The sequence below is a fragment of the Thalassotalea sp. ND16A genome (genome assembly GCF_000764205.1).
Lineage (GTDB): Bacteria > Pseudomonadota > Gammaproteobacteria > Enterobacterales > Alteromonadaceae > Thalassotalea_A.
The window spans coordinates 51,418-73,620 of record NZ_JQDZ01000088.1 but is presented as its reverse complement, the minus strand read 5'-3'; the positions used below and the strand labels follow the sequence as shown (position 1 = coordinate 73,620).

Genomic DNA, 22,203 nt, shown 5'->3' with positions numbered 1-22,203 from the left:
GAAAATCCTGAGCATTACCTCCCTTGGAACTACCAACAAAATCAAGAGATAACTCAGTCATAGACTGGGTTAGCGCCATTCTAAATAACTCAACTTGCCATGTCACACTATCCCGCCGTAAGCTCACAACTTGTCATCTAATTTTGCTAGCTTAGTGTTGGCGGTTGAACTGACGGCAGCAAAGTCATCGGCAAGAGTAGGGCTGGCGATAATATAAGCATTAAATAATTGTGGACGATTCAGTAAGGTATACAAGCCGAGGGCACCATTCCCCATAAAGCCACTGTATATTCTAAAACCATTAGTGCGATATTTTTTGTCGATGGCGTTGAGTAGATCAAATTCAAAAAAATCTAAGATGTCCTGGTTATTTGGATTGCTGACGGTGTTTTCGAACAATTTCGCCAGTTCTGGATGATAATTTGCCTGAGTGACCACGATAGTTTCTAACCAGGGCCATTCACCATTGTGACTCAGCCAATCATGCAAGCCACTCAGGTAGGGTTGACTGCGTGGATGTAAATCAAAAATGATGAAGTATTCTTTGTCTGTATTTTTTTGGTAACTTTGCGGCAGGGTGATATTAAATTCTATCGCTTCTTTAAAGTTTTTCGGTTTTACGGTTAATGTCTGAACCGGATTCAGTTCGCTAATTTCAATGGCGAAAGTAAAAGATGATAGCGCCAATAAAATGCTAATCATTAATGCTTTGATCATGTTTGAGTCCCTTGGTATAAAAATATTTTATCTGCTGTTATCAGCAATTGAATTTGTTGAACAAGATTGTTGTAATTTTTACTCTTTGATTAGCATAACCCAGGTATTGGCGTAATCAGGTAAGTGCTTATTGGCTAAGTGGTAATCGTTCCAGCCATAGTAACTGTCGACTAAAAAGTCCAGTTGGAAGCGGTTATTGTCAAAGGCACCACCGGTGTCGGCCAAAATGCCAATCTGACTAGTCGATTGCCCGTTTAATGGGTAATTAACCATGATCAGTTTACCAAGGCCAAATTCTTTTATATTACCGGCAAAGGTGACGTGCGGCTTTACCGCGATTTTGCTGGCCAGCGTTTTCCCATAACCCATCACTGAAGGCACTTCGGCAAAATACCAATAGCGTGCCTGTTCCGCCTTGCCAATGCTGTAATCGTAAGGGATGCCGTTATTACGATGGACATTAAAGTAGCGGGTAGTACCGTCTACTTCTAACACCCCGGTGCCCTGCAATAACACATCGTGTAAACCGTCTTGGGTGATCCACACTAAAGGTTTCGCCAATTTTTGCTGTTCCAGTACCCCTGCTATTACCTCCTGGCGACTGTATTTAAAGCGGGTTAAGCTGGTTTTTTTTAATTCTGCCTGGCCAAGGCTTAAGCCCGCTTCATCAAATGGCAAGGCATACAAGGCCTGGCTATATTCCGCAGTTTTAACCGGGCTGGCAGTTAATAACTTGGTGTAATATTTAGTAATGAATAATTTATCGGCCGGAATGTTATTGAGTAAACGATTTTTGGCCGCATTGCTGCTTTTTTGGCTGATGGCATTTGCCGTCTCGGTGTCTGGATACCAGCGGTAAAAATCAAAGTTCTGCTTTAAAAAGGTGGTATTTTGTAACCGACTTTGCTGCTTTGCCCGTACATCTTCGGTGTAAGTTTGACAGATAAAATCTAACGTTTTTTTAACTCGGATAAAGGTTATCGCCGGGCTAATTAACTTTCCTGGATGTAGCGCCTCACTGTCAATGTCGCTACTATTTTGACTGTCTGCGATGTAACGCGTGGTGTTTTTGGCGACCTGACATAAATCACTGGTCTTAAACAGTTGCATCTGACCAATGTTGGGATCGCTTTCTAAGACAAACTTGGCATCACCGGCGTAGCTGGCTAAAGCAATGCAGAGCAAGGTGAAGGCCATTAAAGATTGAGTAAATACTGTCATCATAAAGGTCAATGTTTGCCGTTAGGCATTCAACAACTCTTGGTACACCCGGTTCGCCTGTTGATGTTCACCCATATTTTCCAGTAAATTTGCATAGCCGAGTAAATCATCGGGTAGTTGTTTTATTTTCAGCAACGCGGTAAATGCTTTATGGGCTTTATCGTATTCTTTATTGGCCGCACACAAATGTGCCAACGCGCTGAGCCATAAGATGTTTTCCGGCTGCTTTAGCAACACCTTTTGAATGGCGGCAATAACATGTTGGCTATGCTGAATGGGTAATCTTTTTACGGCGTGAATAAAGCTCGGTGAGGCATCTTTTTTCAGTAGCGGCAGGATTAACTCTTCTAAATTGGTGACTAAGCCATTGGCACTTAAACAATCCGCATAAGCTAATACTATGCCTTCACTTTGTCGCTCTTTGCGGCTTAAGCTTTTATAGTATTTGGCCACAGCTTCGATACTTTGTTGTTGGCTGAGCTGTTGAAAGTAGCCACTAAAGGAGCGCTTTTCCCAATCGGTGACTTTATCTTTGTCCAGGTGTTTGTTTTTTCGTAACGGTTTTAATTGTTCGATTGCCTTATCAAAACGATTTTCATGCAGACACACTTCAATCTCCAGGCCCAACAATCTGCCATCGTGACCAATTAATTTATGATTGTCATCCAATAAGGCTCGCGCTTTTGAAAATTGCTTGTCGTCTAAATTTATTCGGCCAGCGACCAGTAGCGTTTCAAAACTAAAGTTTTCCTGAGCGTCGGGATGTTCAGCGATAAGCTGTAAATAATTGGCCGTTTTGGCCGCATTATCTTGCTTTTTCGACGAAGCTGCCGCAATTAACCAGGCACTGTTGGCAAGTTCAGACCGTTCTGCGCATTTGGCCATTAGCGTTTCGGCCTGTTGATAATCGCCAAGTAAATACGCGGCTAAGCCTTTTTGAAATTCAAGTTTCGCTTTCGCTTTGTTGCTAAACGCCATTTTACGCCAGGTTCTCGAACTGAATTTCCAGCCGATGCGAGTACCCCATAAGACGAAAGCAAAGATAAACGCAGCGATAACCAGTAGCATAATGGCACTCACTACGGTTAACTCGTAGGTTAAATCGCCCATGGCAATTAAGATATAGCCTTTTTCGTCAATTAAAAATGGCGCAATCGCGATCAGCGCCAATAGTAAGAATAATTTTATTATTGAGCGGATCATGCGTTGCCCTCCGGCTCATTTTCTCCTCGCGTACTTATCTTGCTTTCTTCGGTTGCCGCTGCCTTTTCTGCCGGTACAGCTTGTTTAGGCGCCTGCTGCATCGGTCTCTGTGGTTTTGGCGTAGATAACCTTTTCTTTGGTTTATTATCTAATATTGCCCGTAATGCTTGCTGTGACGCCAATGATTCTGGGTAGTCGACGTTCACTGGCAGACTTTTTATGTCGCCTAAACGGGCGTTAAATTGCTGCGTGTCGACAACCGTCATATCAAAGTGCTGGCCAAGCCATCGCTGTATATCGGTGATACTTGCTTGATACAACTCGGTATTGCCCTGACTAACTGCCCATTGGGCTTGCTGAAATTTTAATGCTAAATTGTGATATAAATTTTGTTCTAATTTCGGCGCCATTAGCGGCTCAACGTTACCGGCTCTGCGGCGAATGGTGATGAACTCTTCTTTAAATTTGTGCCACGACTTGGCCAGGTTTTGTTGCCAGTCACTGACATCTTCAGTTAACGCGGTGCTTTGGCTTAACTCTGTTTCTTCTGGTAATTGTACGGTGGCTAGCGGCAGCTGATCGATTTGTTTACTTAATCCCATCAAGCTTAAAATAATGTCGTCACGTTGCAGTTTAGGAAGTACTTTTAATCTTTCAATATCCTGGTGTAGCACTTCACGTATTTTCAGCATGCGCGGATCTTTTAACTCTTTAACGCGCGCATCTGCATCTTCGATGAGTTGAATGGCGGTACCCGTGTCTTTTTCTAGCCATAGCACCCGGCCTGCCATACGAGTCAGGTATTCGGCTTCGGTGATTTGCCAGTTATGTGGCTGGCTATCTAACAGTTGTTCGATTTCTTGCTCTAACTGGCGAATACGACTGCCACTGCGTTGCTCCACTTCGCCGATCAATTGGCTGATGCGCTGCTGTTGTTGGCGTTGCAAGGTGCTTATTTGTTGTTGCAAATGTTTATCTAATTGCTCAATACCAGCTGTTGTACTGGTGTTTATCCGCTGTTCAAGGGCCGTGCTTTGTTGTTGCTGCCACCAGTAATGGCCAGCCACGCCAGCGCCGGCACTGATGGCCAGTAATAACGCCAACACGGCGGTTTTTGAACGTTGTTGTTTGCCAGTTTTCGGCATAGCAGGTGTTGTCGATTTGCTCGCTGCTTTGGTTTTTACAGCCGCTTGCGCAGCTGTTTTCGGACTTTTTACAGCACCTTTTTTGGCTTGTGCGTTTGCTTGAATTTTGGCTTGGGCGGCTATTTTGGTGGCGTTGGCTGCGCTTATTTTCTCAGTTTTCGCATCCGCTTTTGCTGCGGGTTTGCTGTTCTCTGTTTTGTTGTTCTCTTTATCGGTCATCTTTACATCCATTGGCCGCGTTGCCGAAGTTATGTTTAAGGCTAATGTTAAGGGCTTGTGTTAAGGACAAGCTTACATAATGCCTGATATATGTGCTGATGGCTTGCACCACTTGCATTGATTACAGTCGTTAGACCATGTGCTTTGGCTCGTTCTGCAATACGAGAACTCGCCACTAGCCAAGTACAGTCATTGGCCCAGTCTTTATCATCGATATAACTTAATGTGTGTTGCAACAATTCACTAGACGTTACTACAATACAATTAATTTTATCTTTTCGCCATTTATCAATAGTTTGCTCGTGATTTAAAGTGAGCCACTGGCGTTTATATACTTCATTATAGGCAACTTTTGCGCCGCGTTGTTCAAGCTGTTGTTTAATTAATTCGCGACCGCCATTACCACGAACGATTAATATGTGTTGATTCTCTACTGCTAGTAATGGCTCTAACGTTAATAATCCCTCGCTATTTTGCTGCTCAGGAGTGATCACGTTTTTGATTCCATGCGCCTTTAGGGCATCGGCCGTAGCCGTTCCTACCGCGATAAATAGAGCACTTGTCAATTTGGACTGAACAGGGTTTTGCAAAAATGCGAAATCCACCGCTGCCGGGCTGACAAAGATAATGATGTCTGGCCTGAATTCATTGAGCTGCTGTGGTAAGTACGGTTGTTGTTCGCCTGCTTGATAGTCAAACAATGGGGTGATCTCGATATGGCTGGCTAAAGGTGCAATGACCTTAGCCAGCTGCTGAGATTTTTTTAAAGGTCGAGTTAATAGTATGCGTAGCTTGTTATTTTTCATCGGCTCAGTTACTACTCGGTGTTGTGTTTAAGTTGCTTCCCGGTATACCTGTTCTAAAATCACATCGGCACCATCGGCTAACAAAGTGTCGGCCAAACGACCACCCATGGCTTCGCCATCGGTTAAAGCGCCGCGAATTTCGCTATGCAAAATTTGGCTGCCATCGGTTGCACCCACTAAACCGCGTAAGTAAATTTCATCGTTTTCAATGACCGCGTAACTGCCAATTGGCACCTGACAGCCGCCTTGTAAGGCACGATTCATTGCCCGTTCTGCTAACACACGAAGACGAGTCTCATGGTGTTCAAGTGGTGCCAGTAATGCTTTAACGCGCTCATCGTCAGTTCTGCACTCAATACCTACAGCCCCTTGACCATTGGCTGGTAGCATAACTTCCGGTTCAATAAATTCGGCAATGCGCTCTGGCATCTCAAGGCGAATCAAGCCTGCAGCCGCTAAGATAATAGCATCGTATTGGCCATCATCAAGCTTGGCTAGACGGGTATTGACATTACCGCGTAAATCACGAATGTCGAGATCAGGGCGTAGTGCCTTTATTTGACATTGGCGACGTAAACTTGAAGTGCCAACAATGGCGCCTTGTGGTAAATCGGCAAAACCGGCGATGGTATTCGAGACAAACGCATCACGTGGATCTTCGCGCTGACAAATAATCTCTAAACCTAACCCTTGCGGGAATTCAACCGGAACATCCTTCATTGAATGTACGGCAATATCGGCTCGACCTTGTAACATCGCAACTTCAAGTTCTTTGACAAACAGGCCTTTACCACCCACTTTTGACAACGGAGAGTCTAATATGATGTCACCTTTGGTCACCATAGGCACTAATTCAACCGTTAAATTTGAATGGAAATGTTCAAGACGTGCTTTCACAAATTCTGCCTGCCAAAGGGCCAGGGCGCTCTTACGGGTCGCTATCTTTAGTGTTTGTTGGGTCATAGTATTCTCAGTATCTTTATGTTTGGCTAATTTATAGCTTATTGATTACGTACATAATCAACCAGGTATTATTCGGCTGCTAAAGTAATTTTTGTGTCAGCTTGCACGCTAACCGCCGCAGATAAAAATTGCCAAAACTCGTCACCACCGCGTTTATCATTCCATTGTTGGTTTTGATATTCAAAATGGTGACCATTAAATTTAGTCGCTACCCATATTTCATGTAATGGGGCTTGTTTATTGATGATGATTTTCGTGCCATTAACAAACGTTAATGTTAACAGGCCACCAACACCTTCATAATCTATGTCGACCCCACAATCTTCAATGGCTTCTTCCACCGCTAAAAGTAGGTCGTCGGCAATTAGATTATACTGGCTATCGTTCATTATTAACCCTTAATTTTTATCATTTCGTTCACAAATGTGAGTTATATCAATATTTCTTGGCCATATTGGCCGCAACAACTTGGTATTTGTTGTATCGCATGCGATTATAATGCCAATAAACAATCAATGCGATCAATAAAATGCTTAATAAAAAACTGTTATTTGTTGTATTATCAGCACTGCTTTGCACAATTTCCGCTTGTGGTCAGAAAGGGCCGCTTTATCAAACCGACCCGAGCGAGCAGAATAAACCGCAAGAACAAGAACAAACGGAAACTGCAGAGCAATAATCAACTTTTTATTTTTTAACCATTCAACCCGATAATTTCAGGATCAAAGCCAGTGGACTTTTTTAACCGTCAAAATGACTCTTTATTTGCTGAAGACTGTTCAGTAACTGAATTAGCAAATACTTATGGTACACCACTTTACGTTTATTCGCGTGCCACCATTGAGCGCCATTGGCATGCTTTTGATCAGGCCGCGAAAGAGATGAAACATCTGATTTGTTATGCGGTAAAAGCCAGCTCAAACATTGCCATATTAAACGTACTGGCTCGCCTTGGTAGTGGTTTTGATATCGTCTCAAAAGGAGAGCTCGCGCGAGTGATTCAAGCGGGTGGTGACCCGGCGAAAGTGGTTTTTTCCGGTGTTGGTAAAAAAGCCGATGAAATTGAGTATGCATTAGAGCAAGGCATTTATTGCTTTAACGTAGAATCGGAAGCTGAACTGACCCGGATAAATGACGTTGCCAGTCGCATGAATAAAAAGGCGACGATTTCTTTGCGGGTAAACCCTGATGTCGATGCTGGTACGCATCCGTATATCTCTACCGGCTTAAAAGATAATAAATTTGGCATCGCCATTGAACATGCCGTTGCGGTTTATCAAAAAGCTGCGGCAATGTCACACCTGGAAGTAAGAGGGGTAGATTGTCATATTGGTTCACAGTTAACCGAAGTTAAGCCATTTTTAGATGCACTTGACCGAGTGTTAGTGTTAGTCGATAACTTAAGCGACGTCGGCATTAACCTAAAACATTTGGATGTTGGCGGTGGCTTAGGGGTTCCGTATCAAGGTGAAACCCCACCGCACCCAAGTGAGTATGCCAAAGCTATCGCCGATAAAGTGCAAGGCTATGATTTGGAACTTATTTACGAGCCAGGTCGAGCGATAATGGCCAATGCCGGTATTTTAGTGACCGAAGTTGAGTTTTTAAAAACCAATGAAGATAAGCACTTTGCCATTGTTGATGGCGCGATGAATGATTTAATTCGTCCGGCACTATACCAAGCATGGCAAGAAATTGTGCCGGTAGAGATTAACCATGATGCTAGCACCCAGAACTACGATGTGGTTGGCCCTGTATGTGAAACCGGAGACTTTTTAGGTAAAAACCGCGATCTGGCGATTGCTGCCGGTGATTTATTAGTGGTGCGCAGTGCCGGCGCCTACGGTTTTACCATGAGCTCAAATTATAACTCACGTCCGCGAGTGGCTGAAGTGATGGTCGATGGCGATAGTTCGCATTTGATCCGCAAACGTGAAAGCATCGAATCGTTATGGCAGGGCGAAGCCATTTTACCTTAGGTATAACCCGTCACTGTTAAAGGTGCAGGGTTGAGAACGCTTAATTTTTCAGGAAAGTAAAGACAACTATGTTAATGAATTTTGCCAAAATGCACGGCCTGGGCAATGACTTTTTAGTATTGGATAACGTTACCCAAAACATTTATTTGTCGAATGAACAAATTCGCAAATTGGCCGATCGCAACTTTGGTGTCGGTTTTGACCAATTATTGGTGGTTGAACCACCTTATGATCCCGATTTAGATTTTCACTATCGCATTTATAATGCCGATGGCAGTGAAGTAAATCAGTGTGGTAACGGTGCCCGTTGTTTTGCCCGCTTTGTCAAAATGAAAGGCTTAACCAATAAAAATAAAGTTAGGGTGTCAACGGCTTCTGGCAAAATGACGTTGCACATTGAGCGAGATGGTTTAATTACGGTGGCGATGCCGATTCCGGAATTTGAACCGGCAAAAATTCCGTTTATCGCACAAAAAACGGAAGGCACCTATATCTTACGTGCCGACGAGCAAACGGTGCTTTGTGGTACCGTATCTATGGGTAATCCGCATTGTGTGGTTACCGTGGATTCGGTGCTTGATGCTCCGGTTGAAACGCTAGGAAAGGAATTAGCCGGGCACGAAAGGTTTCCAGAAGGCGCCAATGTTGGCTTCATGGAAGTGGTTTCGGCAAAGTTTATCAAACTTCGGGTGTATGAACGAGGTGCCGCAGAAACTCTGGCATGTGGCAGTGGCGCCTGTGGCGCTGTTGTCGTTGGTATTACCCAAAAGAAACTGGCCAATAATGTGACCGTTGAGCTGCCGGGTGGTAAATTGAAGATTTATTGGAAAGGTCCAGGTCACCCAGTGAAAATGACCGGGCCAGCAGAACATGTATTTGATGGACAATTGCACTTATGAGCGACAGTAAAGCGTTAGATAACAAAAATAAAATAAACCAAACACAAGTGTTAGGTAACAGTATCACTGATGTTGAAACGGATCTGTTAAATGATGAGTTAGTTGGTACTTACTTGCTTGAGAATCCTGGATTCTTTTCGAGAAATCCGCAAGTGATGGCAAATCTTAAGTTTTCAGAGAGCAAGCGTGGCGTGGTTTCTCTGGTGGAACGTCAGCAACAAGTTCAGCGTCAAAAAATTCATTTGCTCGAAGAAGAAATCACGCAGTTATTAACGGTTGCCAATTACAATGAACGTTTGTTCACCGTTTATAACGACTTATATTTAACCTTGATCGACAGCAAAAATTTATCCACATTTTTAGATGCGTTAGAGCAAACCACTACGCAATTACTGAATTTAGCTTCGTTTAAACTGTATTTAACCAATAGTGATATTGCCATTGGCCATGACACTATTGTCAAAGACGATTGCAGCGCAATAATTGCCAAGCGTTTTGAAAATCAGGATTATTATTTTGGTCGATTGCGGTTTAATGAACAACAGGCGATTTTTACCGATCAAGTGGCAGGCTCTGTGGTCTTAGTAAAACTTAGCGATGCTGAAAGCTGTTTAGGCTTTATCGCGATTAGCTCAAACGATGCGGAACACTTTACCCCATCGATGGATACCTTATTGCTAAACCAATTTCGTACACTTGTTGCTAAACTACTAGTACAGCAATTGAAGAAAGTAGGATTCTAAGGTGCGTTTTTATCGAAGATTGTCAGCGTTTAAAGCCATTAGTTTTGATTTAGATGATACGTTATACGATAACCATCCGGTCATTACCAAGGCCGAACAAGCATTGCAAAGCCACTTAATTGCGGCGGCACCTGAGTGTGCAAATTTAGGCCGGGATTTTTGGTGGCAGCATCGTAATGTTTGCTTAACCAATCAACCCGAACTTTGTCATGACGTAACGGCATTACGTATTGCTTGTCTGCAATCGGGTATTCAACAATTAGGCTATTCTGCAGCACAGGCCAAGTTGAAAGCAGAACAAGCGTTGGCCCATTTCCTCAGTCATCGAAATAATCTACAAGTGCCAGCAAGCGTTACCCAACTATTGGCCAGGCTTAAGCTAAAATATCCGTTAGTGGCCATTTCTAATGGTAACGTCGGTATTGATGAAATTGGCATTGCTGAGTATTTTCAACACAGTTATTTTGCCGGCGCCGGTAATTTGCAAAAACCTGAAAATGATATGTTTCATCAAGCTTGTCAGCAACTTAATATTCAACCAGATGAACTGCTGCATATTGGTGATTGTACTCATGCCGATATTTATGGTGCGCTGTCTGCCGGTTGCCAAACCATTTGGGTAAACAATGATGAATTTGGCATCAAAAAGAAACCGTTAAAGGTGCTACCCCATGCCGAGTTCGATTCGGTAGAACAATTACAGATTTTTTGTTAGCCGCTTTGCCTTAATAGACATGCTCATGCGGCTCACTGATCACTTCCAGTAAATTAATCGCCACATTGACAAAATCACTATCTGTTACCAGCCCCAATAGTTTGTTGTTTTCAACCACCGGCAGGCAGCCGATTTTATGCTTTTGCAGATAAAGTGCGGCTTGATGCACTGTCGCTTGTGGTGGAATAGTCACCAGTTTTTTATGATAAAAATCTCCGATTTTTATTTGTTGCTCACGCTCGATTCGTAAATCGGTTTTTATCCCGTATAGACTCGACTCTTCCGCTGCAAGCACATCTCTTTGGCTAATAATACCAACCAATAACTGTTGTTGATCAACTATTGGAATGTGACGAATTCGGTTTTCCGTCATCATCAGCCGCGCATCGCTAAGGCTTTGCTCCGGGGTTAAGGTAAAAACATCTGTGCTCATAATTTTGCTAATATCAGTCATCTTAGACTCCTGTTAAATTCTTATCTTGTTATGCTATAAGTATGCGGTAAAATGCGGAAAATACTTATAATTTATGCGATTTTTATTTGCGATAAATCAAATAGATTACGGATTGTCGAGCATATATCAAAGGCAGAACCTGATTTTACAATCATCATCATAAAACCAGGGCAGGTGTTGCTGAGGGGGCGGGCCGGTTTTCGATTAATGCGGTTAATTTCCTATCTTGCTAAAATCTTGACGGAAGATAGCTACATTTTTGATTTCACCTTCAAAGCTGAGCGAAAACTCCACGGTAAACGGCACTCTTTGTTTTGGGTGGTCGGTATAAAAGGCGTCGTAGTGCCAATGCAACAGCCGGTATTCTTTACTGCCGAACACAAGTTGTAGGCTGTTAGAGTCTGCGTTTTTAACGATACTCACCTCGCCGATTTTATCGTTATGATAGATACCTACATACTGTTGGAGCTCGACACTGGGCGAGGTATTCTTAATTTGCTTTTTCAGTAAGTCTGCAATATAAGCATTAAATTGTTGCTGCTGTTGTTGGTATAAATCAAATACAAGTTGGTTCCAATCTTTCGGTGCAAGCGATTGATCCATAACTTGCCATAACAGGGCATGACGCATTTCAGCATGGTCTTGGTTTGCCAGTACTATCACCGCCTTATCATTGGCCCGGTCTAAGCCGATAAGGGCAATTAACCCAGATAAACTGCCAGTATGAAAATCAATCATTCTGCCCTGAAAATCTTGTTGAAACCAACCTAAACCATAAGTCATCCAGTTAGGCTTGGTCAACGCGACGGTGGGATAAAAGTCGTCGGCTGAACTCAATTGTTGAGGGGTAAACATTTCATTATAACTTGCGGATGATAAAAGTTGATTGCCTTCGTTGGTGGTGCCATTACGCAATAAAAACTGTGCCCATAAACTCATGTCATGAATGGATGACCAAACTGAACCGGCGGCATCAATATGCTCTTTGGGTAAGCTCCACTCAGCCTGAGTGATTTTTTCTTCGATCATCATATAAGGCAGTACATGGCTTTGTGATGACGGTATTTGGTCAAGGGATGCATAGGTTTCATTCATCCCAAGAGGTTGCCATAAGCGCTCTTTTAAGAAAATTTCCCAGGGTATCTTGCTTACCCTTTCGATGATCAACCCGGCGAGTGCGTACATGGTATTTTGATAAATCAGCCGCTGCCGAATGCCGAATGCCGGCTTCCGGTTCTATAGTTTTCAATAGTTGTATTTGTTTTGCTAAGGGGTATTGTTGATAAAATGTCCATAGATTGGTGGCCGGCAGACCGGTTCGATGCGCCAGTAGGTCTCGGATGGTAATTTGTTGAGTGAGTTCAGCGGCATTCAAATGCAACTCTGGCAGATGTTCTATCACCAGATCATCCAAACCAAGCTTGCCCTCGTCCACTAGCATCAATATGCCGGTAGCGACCATAGCTTTGGTGGTTGATGCGATAGAAAACTTAGTATGAATATCAATCGCTTCGCCATTGGTTATGGCCGTTTTGCCGAACCCTTGCTGGAAAACAATGTTCTCGCCTTCGATAACAGCCGTTACCATGCCGGGTACATTCCATAATGCCATGCCACGCTCTACTTCGGCCTGGTATTTTTGGCGATCGAAGGGCGCAGTGGTTGTATTTATTTGCGCCGAATGTGCGACTGCCGGGCTTGTGGTTGTAGTTGAAACTGCTTCAGGTGCTGTCGTTTGGTTGCTGCAACTGATTAACGCGACGGATAACAATGAAAAAATAAAGAGTGCAAGTTTATTCATGATATTTTCTTCTCGGCTTATTATAATTTCCTCTTTATAACATGGTTGTTTTTTATGGAAAAAGAAAGGTCAATTATTTAACTGTTTTTACATACAGTGTTCATAATGCTTGTTATACTAATGCCAATTTTTATTTTTCTCCTAATTTGCAAAGCTAATAATAACTATGGATGTTTCAGATTTACTCGACTCTTTAAACGATAACCAGCGTGATGCGGTAGCGGCGCCATCGAAAAATATGCTGGTATTGGCTGGCGCCGGCTCAGGTAAAACCCGAGTGCTAGTGCATCGTATTGCCTGGCTCGTGCAAGTGGAGCAAATTTCACCACACAGTATTTTATCGGTCACCTTTACTAATAAAGCGGCCGCAGAAATGCGTGGCCGGGTGGAGCAGGCCGTTGGTGGCAATATTCACGGGATGTGGGTGGGTACGTTCCATGGCCTGGCCCATCGTTTATTGCGCATGCATTTTCAGGAAGCAAACTTACCACAAAGTTTTCAGGTGCTCGATTCCGATGATCAATTACGTTTAATCAAACGCGTAGTGCGCACCTTACAGTTGGATGAGAAAAAATGGCCGCCCAAGCAAGCGATGTGGTACATCAATGGCAAAAAAGATGAGGGCTTGCGCCCACAACACATCGATAGCCAGTTTGATCCGACCGAACAAACCTTTGTAAAAATTTATCAAACCTATCAAGAGACTTGCGACAGAGCAGGACTCGTCGATTTTGCCGAATTATTATTGCGCGCACATGAATTGTGGTTGAATAATCCGGTATTGCTTGAACATTATCAACAACGTTTTTCACGTATTTTGGTGGATGAGTTTCAAGATACCAACGCCATTCAATATGCCTGGTTAAACATGCTTGGCAAAAAGCACGGTAACGTGATGATTGTTGGTGATGATGATCAATCCATTTATGGCTGGCGCGGCGCAAAAATTGAAAATATTCAGCGCTTTATCCAAGACTTTGAGGCCGAAACAATCCGTCTTGAACAAAATTATCGCTCAACCGCCAACATTCTTAACGCTGCCAATGCACTGATCAGCAATAACAATAATCGTTTGGGTAAAGACCTGTGGACTGAGGATGATGCGGGCGAAACTATTTCGGTGTATACCGCTTTCAATGAACTCGATGAAGCCCGCTTTATTGCCGGCCGGATTAAACAGTGGCTGGCTGATGGCAATTCACTCGATGATGTGGCGCTGTTATACCGCAGTAATGCGCAATCGCGGTTGTTAGAAGAAGCCTTGTTGCAAGGACAAATACCTTATCGAATTTATGGCGGCTTACGATTTTTTGAACGCCAGGAAATTAAAGACGCGTTAGCGTATTTACGCATTATCAATAATCGTAATGACGACGCTTCCTTTGAGCGGGTGATTAATACCCCAACTCGAGGTATTGGTAACCAAACTCTAACTTTGGTAAGAGATGCAGCCAGAAGCCATGGCTCCACTTTGTGGGATGCCTGTATCCATATGCTCGAGCATGATGAATTATCGGGCCGAAGCGCCAAAACCATCAAAGCCTTTGTCGATTTAATTAGCCAATTAGAAGATGACTCGAGTAATTTAAATCTCGACCAGCAAGCCAATCATGTGATCCAGCACAGTGGCTTAAAAGCCATGTATCAGGCGGAAAAAGGCGAGAGAGCGGCGGCGAGAATCGAAAACTTAAACGAATTAGTCACCGCCTGTTCCACTTTTGAGGTGGATCCGGAAATAGAACAAGAGCTAACGCCGCTAACGGCATTTCTAACTCATGCGGCATTAGAGGCGGGTGAATCACAAGCCGATGAATATGAAGCGGCCGTGCAGTTAATGACATTGCATTCGGCCAAAGGTTTGGAATTTCCGTTAGTATTTATGGTGGGGATGGAAGAGGGCATGTTCCCGTCACAACAATCGGCGGAAGACATTGTCCGTTTAGAAGAAGAACGCCGCCTTTGTTATGTTGGCATGACCCGGGCGATGCAAAAGCTGTATTTAACCCATGCCGAGTCGCGTCGCTTGTATGGCCAGGAAAAATATCATCGCCAGAGCCGATTCTTGAAAGAATTACCGGATAAATATGTGGATGAAATCCGCATGCGCAACCAGGTATCAAAACCGAAAACCACCGGCAGATTCAGTAATACCATTACCATGGAAACCTTTGAAAACAGTGGTTTTAAATTAGGCCAGCAAGTAAAACATCAAAAATTTGGTGACGGCGTAGTGCTCAATTTTGAAGGTACGGGCGCACAGTCTCGGGTACAAGTGAACTTTAGCGAACATGGTAGTAAGTGGTTGGTTGTGGCTTATGCCCGATTAGAAGCGATTTAATCAATAACAGAAAATCGTGGGAAAATATAAAGGCTTTGCAGTTACCTGCAAAGCCTTTTTAATTCCGGGATGAATTAACTTAGAATTACCACGGATGGTTTAAATTCTGCTAATTCATTTGCAATAACTCTAGAACTTATAGTTAGCTCTTAAGTAGGCAAATTGACCTTGGCCACTGTGAACATTTACCGCAAAGCCCATAAAGTCATGATAGGCAAACGGTGGCTCCTCATCGAACAAATTGGTTGCCCCTAAGGTAATTACGGTATTTTCAAAACCGTAATAATTCACTGCCGCATCCACGGTGACAAAGGAATCTAACTTTGAAACTCCAGGGCCTTGCACTGATGCATCCTGTTCAAACTCATCAATGTAGTTAATGGAGGCATTGGCACCAATGTCGCCGGTTCCACTTATCCAGTCTACTGCAGCGGTCCATCTAAACTCTGGTTGTTCAAAATCACCAGCCTCAGCTTCGATGCGTTGACCACCTTCGCCATCAGGACGTTTGTCTTCGTACTCGAGTACATAGTTAAGCACGTACGACAGTTTGAATTGGCCCATGCCGGTCTCTAAGTTCCAGCGCAAATCCAAATCTAAGCCGGATGTGTCCAAATCACCAATGTTTTGGAATGAATCGAATATCTGCACGACTTCGCCAGGATCATTAGGTATTGCCGATGGCAAGCGCTCAACCACATCCGGATCGTCACCAAAGTTACTGAACACAAATTGTGTGTCTGAGTCGATGATGTCTTCGATCTCGTAGCTGTAATAATCTACCGAGAAACTCACATTATCGGTAATATTGTATACTACGCCCAGATTATAACTGGTGGATTCTTCCGGACCCAAATCAGGGTTACCTTCAAATACCGCCGTATATTCTTGTGGCTCACAGGCCTTGTTGATATTGCCTACGGCATCACAGCGTATGGTATCGACTAAATTCGGCGATTCATCGGTTCGGCCTAAGCCTAACTGGTGCAACGATGGTGCTCTAAACGCGGTACCGTAGGAGCCACGAAGGCTTAAGTTGTCTAGTGGTGCCCATAAAAACGATACTTTCGGGTCGGTTGTGGTACCAAAATCGCTGTAATCTTCATGACGTACCGCCAGTTGCACTTCTAAATTGTCCAATACCGGGATCGCTAGCTCAGCAAAAATTGCGGTGTTGTCACGACTACCGTTGGCTTGAGTGGCTTCGGTACCAAACACATTGCCGCGTAAAAATTGATCATCTGGGTTATCACTGATGGTTTCTTCACGATACTCGGCGCCTAAACCTATCATTAAATCACCTGCCGGCATTTCAAACACTGGCCCGGAAATTTTCGCATCAATGGTTTTGTTGGTAGATTTACCCACTCGGGTGGTATTGGTCTCAATAAAAGCTAAAGACTCAGGTGAGTTTGATGATGGTTCAAACGGATTCCACAGTTCACTGTCAATGGCTTCTTGCACCCGCTGAGAGTTTGGATAGCCATCGACACCCATTTCCACCGATTCACTTTTAATGTAGCTGTATGCGGCTTCCCAGTTCCAATCGCCAAAATCGCCACGTAAGCCCATGATCACCCGATAGTAATCGGTATCGACTTCTTTTTTGCGATTGCCAATATCGACCATACGGCGACGCATGGTGAGATCTTGCTGATAAAAATCATGAGTGGGATCGTCGGCAAGTGGATGATTGGCGTTGTCGCCAGACATAAACAACTCATTAAAACTTGGGCTGCCGGCACCACGGATCATGGTCTTGGCATTTTGGCCGTTAAGTTCAGCAAAGCCTTCAAGATTATCAGTTATTTCGTATTTGCCCATGTAGTTATAACTGAAGCGTTCTGTTTGCGGTACCATAGACATATGAGGCGCATAATCATAGCGACATAAGTCACCAACAATATCTTCCGCAGGACAAACATCATTGCCGAAGGTATCTGCCATACGAATCGTTGAATCCGAGGCGAGAGCAATAGTGCCAGGAATACCTGAGGAACTGCGGAAATCGGTTGCATTTGGATCATTCGGTCGTAACGCACTTTGATTGGATGATTTCGAATAATCGCGGTCAGCATAGAGGATCTCGCCACGACGGAAATAATCCAATACAAAGGTGTGGCTGGTGGTTTCTGTACTATTGCCCCAAACCAGGCTGATATTTTCTTCTTCACCACCGCCATCGGCGGTGTCACCAATTTTGGCGCTGATTTCAACGCCTTCGATATCATCACGCAAGATAATATTGATAACACCCGCAATGGCATCAGAGCCGTAAGTGGCCGATGCCCCATCTTTGAGGATATCGACCCGCTTTATTGCGGCTAATGGAATATTGTTAATGTCGACAAACGCGGTATCTATGCCTTTGGCAAACGGACTTACCGATACTCGGCGACCATTGACCAATATTAACGTTGAGTCAGCCCCTAAGCCCCGTAATGAAACGCTGGAACCACCATTGGCGGTATCGTCGCTACTGTTCGCCTGGGTTGAAAAGGTGCCTTGGCCGGCCATTGGCAGTTTAGTGAATAAACTGATGAGGTCGGTGACCCCGGATTTTGCGATATCATCTGCGGATAAACTGGTCAGCGGCGATGGCCCTTCCATATCTGTTCGTCTGATATGCGAGCCTGTCACTTCAATCCGTTCTATGTTCTCTTCGTCTTCAGCACTCACTGCGCTATAGCTGATGGAAGACAGTAAAGCGGTTCCTGAACACAATATAATCGATTTGCTTAACTTAGAAAGTTTAAACATTTTCCCTAGTCCTTTTGTTGTTTATAATTATCCTGAATTACAACTAAAAATTATTATAAATAGCCGACAACTAATTGCAGTTAGTCAATTATTAGCATCATTTTCATAAAATAAAAAGCTTTAACAAACATTAAAGCTACTAATTTGTAACGATATTATTCTGAAATGAAATTAAATTGATTCAAGCTCCGTCGTGCCGGTGCCTTCGCGGCCGTTCAGCAGTAGTATCATTAACTATCTCCGGTAAACTTTACCCTTTGTCTTAAAAAGGTAATGAATCTGTTTCCGCATTTAGTGCTAAGATTAAACCCCATTCACATCATTGGTGCATTGTATGACTGCCTTATTTAACAAGCTTAATTTAAAACAACAGCAACAAATTGTGGTGTTAAATGCCCCCTTAAGTTTTTCTGATGAGTTAAAGCAATTGACCGGTATAGATGTTTTGCAAGATGTGCAGAAGGTAGACGCCATTGAATTTTGTTTATGTTTTGCCGAGCAACAACAGCAATTGCATCCGTTTATTGAGGCAATTGTCGGTAAACTCGATGGTGATGCCGTGCTGTGGTTTGCTTACCCGAAAAAATCGTCACAAAATTACCAAAGTGATATTTCGCGCGATCAAGGCTGGCAACCATTAGGGCAGGCGGGTTTCGAAGGTGTGCGGCAAGTGGCGATTGATGAAGATTGGTCGGCGTTACGTTTTCGCAAAGCCGAATATATCCAGTCATTAAAGCGAAACCCTAAGTGGATCATGTCTGCCGAAGGTAAGACTCGCGCCAAAAAATGAGCACTGCAATGTAGCACTGGCAAGACCATAGGCTAAACCGGTCTTGTTAGTGCTTTAACGCCAGTTTGGCTTGTTTGAGTTTGCGCATGGAATCCCAACTGTAAATGACAATCGCGGCCCAAATAAACACAAAGGTAATGAGTTTTTCAATAATCAATGCTTCGTTATAAAGCACTGTCGCCAAAATGAACATTATTGTTGGTCCAAGGTATTGGAAAAATCCAAGAGCGGCCAGAGATAAGCGTTTCGCCGCGGCGGTAAAGCATAATAACGGCGCCGTGGTGACCAGCCCGGCAGCAATTAAGGTAATGTTTAAACTGGTTTCGTTGGCAAACATATCGCTGCTTGGCGTATCCATGAAGAACAGCCAGTAAACAATGGCTAACGGTAGCATTAACGCCGATTCAATTAACAAACCGGGGACAGATTCAACCATGAGTTTCTTCCGTAATAAGCCATAAATGCCAAAGGTACCGGCAAGGCTTAGGGCGATTACCGGTATGCTGCCAACATTAAATAATTGTATCACCACACCGATAAAGGCTAACAGCACGGCGATGGTTTGCCATTTTCTTAGGCGCTCTCCAAGAAAAATCATGCCCAGAGCCACCGAAAATAATGGGTTGATAAAATAGCCTAAGCTGGCTTCGAGGATATTGCCGTTGTTGATCGCCCAAATGAAGATGAGCCAGTTAGCGCCTAAAATGAGCGCGGTGAGTAGTAGCCAGGCCAGCATTTTAGCATCGCCAACAATACGTTGTACTTTACGCCAATTGCCCATCGCCAGCACAATAATGACTAATAAGGCGCAAGACCAAATAATGCGGTGCACCAAAATTTCAGGTGCCGAAACTTGATCGAGTAATTTGAAATAAAGTGGTGCAAGGCCCCACATCGCATACGCCGAAAGCGCATTAATTATTCCACTGTTATTGTCTGATTGTTGACTCATCAAGTACTTAATATTATTGCCCGCTAAATTGCGCGCGATTCTACCATAACTCGGTAATTTTGTTTAATGGTATTACACCATATAGGTGCCGGTGCCGAAAGCGATGTGTTCACCTTTTTCATTATGTAATTCCATACGGGCCACCGCCACTTTACTGCCATGACGAATAATGCGGGCGGTGGCGATAAAGGTTTCACCTCGACCGGGCCTTAAAAAATCGGTGCGTAAATCAATAGTGCTTAATTTGGTCAGTTTGGCGTGGATACTCTCTTTATTAGGAGTCTGAATACGGCTGATCATATTGGCAGCAATAACCACACCGCCAACCATATCTAATACCGAAGCCGTGACACCACCATGGAGAATTTTTTGCACCGGATTGCCCATCAATTTGTCGTCCCAGTTAAACTGGATTTCGGCGTATTCGTCTTGCATTTGAGTTATTTTAAAACCCAGCAGTTGATTGAAGGCGATGCGAGTATTCCACATCTCGGTAACCTGCTCAAAAATTATTTCTTTTTCCATAATTCACTCTAAATCAATCACTTCAGCCAATAGATTATCTTAGTGATGAAAAATGTCTACCGGTGATGGCATTTAGTGGGTAAAATGTACGAACTTAACAAAAATAACGATAATCTCTTGAAAGCAGACCTCGAAACACCTACTCAATCTCCTGATTTACTGCACTCTTTGAGCCATCACTTTGGCTATCAAACGTTTCGTCCTGGTCAACAGCAAGTCATAGAAAGCTTACTACAAGGCAGAGATTGTTTGGTGTTGATGCCAACCGGTGGTGGTAAATCCCTTTGTTATCAATTACCCGCGACATTAATGCCAGGGTTAACCGTAGTGGTTTCGCCGTTAATCGCCTTGATGAAAGATCAGGTAGATGGCTTAGTACGACAAGGCATTGGTGCGGCATTTATTAATTCCAGTCTCGATGCACAAACCATTAATCAAACCATGCAACGCATCGCCAGTGGTGAAATTAAAGTCTTGTATGTCGCGCCTGAGCGCTTATTGAACTATTACTTTTTGCAATCGTTGGCGGCTATGCAAATCAGTTTTTTTGCCATCGATGAAGCCCATTGTATTTCGCAATGGGGCCATGATTTCAGGCCATCTTATACTCAGCTTGGTAAATTAAAAGAGCACTTTCCTTACACGCCGGTGATGGCACTAACCGCAACCGCCGATGTGACTACCCGTAAAGATATTTTAAATCAGTTACGGTTCAATGACCCTTATGTGCATTTGGACAGTTTTGATCGCCCTAACATTCGTTATACCTTAACGGAAAAATATAATGGTGAATCACAACTTATTGATTATTTAAAACAATGTGGTGATGACAGCGGTATTATCTATTGCAATAGCCGTTGGCAAGTGGACAAATTAAGTGGCTTTTTAGCGAGTAAAGGGATTAATTGCGCTGGCTATCATGCGGGTCTTGAACCCGAAATTCGCAGCGTTATCCAAGATGGCTTTACCAAAGACAATATTCGCATTGTGGTAGCCACTGTTGCCTTTGGCTTGGGCATCAATAAGCCGAATGTGCGCTTTGTGGTGCATTATGAAATGCCGCGCACACTAGAGTCATTTTATCAGGAAACCGGCAGAGCGGGGCGTGATGGCCTAACCGCCGAGGCGTTATTTTTATACGATAATCAGGACATCGATAAAATTAAAAAACGCATAAGCCAGAATGACAATGAACAACGCGCCAATGTTGAAATGCAGCGTTTTTCGGCAATGGCTGGTTTTGCCGAAGCACAAACCTGTAGAAGGCAGGTACTACTCAACTACTTTGCCGAGTACACGCATTCGGGTTGTGGTAACTGTGATATTTGCCTGGATCCTCCAAGCCGCTATGATGCTACGGTTGATGCGCAAAAAGTGCTTTCTTGTGTGTATCGCATCAACCAAAGTGGTGACATTCATTATGTCATTGATGTGCTGCGTGGCAGAGACACCGATAAAGTCAAAAAACAACAACATGAAACGGTATCCACCTTTGGCATTGGCAAAGATAAAACCCGCGGCTATTGGTTCTCAGTGATCCGCCAGCTAATCCATTTAGGGTTATTACAGCAAGATATCGAGCAGCAATCGGCGCTGTGCTTAACCAATGCGTCGAAAGCGGCGTTAAAAGGCGAAGAGCCGCTGATGATGGCAAGGCCACGTTTACAGCATCAAAGTTACTGGCAACAAAATAAAGCCACAGCAGGCTACGACAAGGTGCTGTTTAAACAATTACGCACGTTGCGTAAAGACATCGCCGATAGTGAGGATATCGCGCCATTTATTGTTTTCAATGACGCATCTTTAATTGAAATGGCTCGGATAAAACCAAGAAACTCGACCGAGTTTTTAACCATTACCGGGGTAGGAGATACCAAACTTGCCCGCTACGGCAAGGCGTTTATGGATTTGATTAAAGAGAGTCTGGACGGCACTTAAGACACTTAAAATATTTAAGATAACTAAGTCACTAA

21 protein-coding genes are annotated in these 22,203 nt (G+C 43.6%); 8 read left to right on the top strand and 13 right to left on the bottom strand.

Annotated features, from left to right (window positions below; translation table 11 throughout):
* Positions 1-123: 123 nt before the first annotated feature.
* The 7 genes from ND16A_RS05880 to cyaY all read right to left on the bottom strand — a co-directional run bounded on the left by ND16A_RS05880 (position 124) and on the right by cyaY (position 6,663).
* Positions 124-717 carry a hypothetical protein gene (locus ND16A_RS05880; RefSeq protein ID WP_200880847.1) on the bottom strand — a complete coding sequence of 198 codons (594 nt, stop codon included), beginning with the start codon at positions 715-717 and terminating at the stop codon, positions 124-126.
* Positions 718-795: 78 nt separating this feature from the next.
* Positions 796-1,941, bottom strand: a complete 1,146-nt coding sequence (locus ND16A_RS19995; RefSeq protein WP_052073179.1) for an MltA domain-containing protein — start codon at positions 1,939-1,941, stop codon at positions 796-798.
* 18 nt (positions 1,942-1,959) lie between these two features.
* Positions 1,960-3,141, bottom strand: coding sequence for a heme biosynthesis HemY N-terminal domain-containing protein (locus ND16A_RS05890; protein WP_052073178.1), 1,182 nt, complete (start codon positions 3,139-3,141; stop codon positions 1,960-1,962).
* Entirely contained in the window at positions 3,138-4,505 is a 1,368-nt protein-coding gene (locus tag ND16A_RS05895) for a uroporphyrinogen-III C-methyltransferase (protein WP_033078306.1), read from the bottom strand. The genes ND16A_RS05890 and ND16A_RS05895 overlap by 4 nt, the downstream gene beginning before the upstream one ends.
* 47 nt (positions 4,506-4,552) lie before the next feature.
* The gene (locus ND16A_RS05900; RefSeq protein WP_052073177.1) at positions 4,553-5,311 is read right to left on the bottom strand and encodes a uroporphyrinogen-III synthase; all 759 of its coding nucleotides are present in this window, start codon (positions 5,309-5,311) and stop codon (positions 4,553-4,555) included.
* A 27-nt stretch (positions 5,312-5,338) separates the two neighbouring features.
* Positions 5,339-6,274, bottom strand: coding sequence for a hydroxymethylbilane synthase (hemC, locus tag ND16A_RS05905; protein WP_033078305.1), 936 nt, complete (start codon positions 6,272-6,274; stop codon positions 5,339-5,341).
* Positions 6,275-6,342: 68 nt separating this feature from the next.
* Entirely contained in the window at positions 6,343-6,663 is a 321-nt protein-coding gene (gene cyaY / locus ND16A_RS05910) for an iron donor protein CyaY (protein ID WP_033078304.1), read from the bottom strand.
* Between the two features lie 140 nt (positions 6,664-6,803).
* On the opposite strand from cyaY, the gene lptM reads away from it, so the two are divergent.
* The 5 genes from lptM to ND16A_RS05930 all read left to right on the top strand — a co-directional run bounded on the left by lptM (position 6,804) and on the right by ND16A_RS05930 (position 10,610).
* On the top strand, positions 6,804-6,953 hold the full coding sequence (lptM, locus tag ND16A_RS20700; protein WP_081945616.1) for an LPS translocon maturation chaperone LptM: 150 nt from the start codon (positions 6,804-6,806) through the stop codon (positions 6,951-6,953).
* A 52-nt stretch (positions 6,954-7,005) separates the two neighbouring features.
* The gene (gene lysA, locus ND16A_RS05915) at positions 7,006-8,253 is read left to right on the top strand and encodes a diaminopimelate decarboxylase (RefSeq protein ID WP_033078303.1); all 1,248 of its coding nucleotides are present in this window, start codon (positions 7,006-7,008) and stop codon (positions 8,251-8,253) included.
* A 68-nt stretch (positions 8,254-8,321) separates the two neighbouring features.
* Positions 8,322-9,152 carry a diaminopimelate epimerase gene (gene dapF, locus ND16A_RS05920; protein WP_033078302.1) on the top strand — a complete coding sequence of 277 codons (831 nt, stop codon included), beginning with the start codon at positions 8,322-8,324 and terminating at the stop codon, positions 9,150-9,152.
* On the top strand, positions 9,149-9,895 hold the full coding sequence (locus tag ND16A_RS05925) for a DUF484 family protein (protein WP_081945615.1): 747 nt from the start codon (positions 9,149-9,151) through the stop codon (positions 9,893-9,895). The genes dapF and ND16A_RS05925 overlap by 4 nt, the downstream gene beginning before the upstream one ends.
* A gap of 1 nt (position 9,896) precedes the next feature.
* Positions 9,897-10,610, top strand: coding sequence for an HAD-IA family hydrolase (locus ND16A_RS05930; RefSeq protein ID WP_033078301.1), 714 nt, complete (start codon positions 9,897-9,899; stop codon positions 10,608-10,610).
* Positions 10,611-10,620: 10 nt separating this feature from the next.
* Here ND16A_RS05930 and ND16A_RS05935 read toward each other — a convergent pair whose 3' ends face one another.
* The 3 genes from ND16A_RS05935 to ND16A_RS21880 form a co-directional block, all read right to left on the bottom strand.
* Entirely contained in the window at positions 10,621-11,064 is a 444-nt protein-coding gene (locus tag ND16A_RS05935; RefSeq protein WP_033078300.1) for a CBS domain-containing protein, read from the bottom strand.
* A 213-nt stretch (positions 11,065-11,277) separates the two neighbouring features.
* On the bottom strand, positions 11,278-12,249 hold the full coding sequence (locus ND16A_RS21885; RefSeq protein ID WP_081945614.1) for a serine hydrolase: 972 nt from the start codon (positions 12,247-12,249) through the stop codon (positions 11,278-11,280).
* Complete coding sequence (locus tag ND16A_RS21880) at positions 12,152-12,865, bottom strand: serine hydrolase domain-containing protein (protein ID WP_033078298.1); 714 nt, start codon at positions 12,863-12,865, stop codon at positions 12,152-12,154. Before ND16A_RS21880 ends, ND16A_RS21885 begins: the two co-directional genes overlap by 98 nt.
* A 166-nt stretch (positions 12,866-13,031) precedes the next feature.
* Here ND16A_RS21880 and uvrD point away from each other — a divergent pair, with 166 nt between their 5' ends.
* Complete coding sequence (uvrD, locus tag ND16A_RS05950) at positions 13,032-15,203, top strand: DNA helicase II (RefSeq protein ID WP_033078297.1); 2,172 nt, start codon at positions 13,032-13,034, stop codon at positions 15,201-15,203.
* Positions 15,204-15,332: 129 nt separating this feature from the next.
* Here the strand turns inward: uvrD and ND16A_RS05955 are convergent, their stop codons facing one another.
* Positions 15,333-17,963, bottom strand: a complete 2,631-nt coding sequence (locus ND16A_RS05955) for a TonB-dependent receptor plug domain-containing protein (RefSeq protein WP_033078296.1) — start codon at positions 17,961-17,963, stop codon at positions 15,333-15,335.
* 334 nt (positions 17,964-18,297) lie between these two features.
* Here ND16A_RS05955 and ND16A_RS05960 point away from each other — a divergent pair, with 334 nt between their 5' ends.
* Positions 18,298-18,753, top strand: a complete 456-nt coding sequence (locus tag ND16A_RS05960) for a hypothetical protein (RefSeq protein ID WP_033078295.1) — start codon at positions 18,298-18,300, stop codon at positions 18,751-18,753.
* Between the two features lie 46 nt (positions 18,754-18,799).
* Here ND16A_RS05960 and rarD read toward each other — a convergent pair whose 3' ends face one another.
* Positions 18,800-19,705, bottom strand: a complete 906-nt coding sequence (gene rarD / locus ND16A_RS05965; RefSeq protein WP_033078294.1) for an EamA family transporter RarD — start codon at positions 19,703-19,705, stop codon at positions 18,800-18,802.
* A gap of 72 nt (positions 19,706-19,777) precedes the next feature.
* A complete protein-coding gene (locus tag ND16A_RS05970) occupies positions 19,778-20,230 on the bottom strand; it encodes a thioesterase family protein (protein ID WP_033078293.1) in 453 nt (150 codons plus the stop codon).
* 84 nt (positions 20,231-20,314) lie between these two features.
* Here ND16A_RS05970 and recQ point away from each other — a divergent pair, with 84 nt between their 5' ends.
* The gene (gene recQ / locus ND16A_RS05975) at positions 20,315-22,168 is read left to right on the top strand and encodes a DNA helicase RecQ (RefSeq protein WP_081945613.1); all 1,854 of its coding nucleotides are present in this window, start codon (positions 20,315-20,317) and stop codon (positions 22,166-22,168) included.
* Positions 22,169-22,203: the final 35 nt, after the last annotated feature.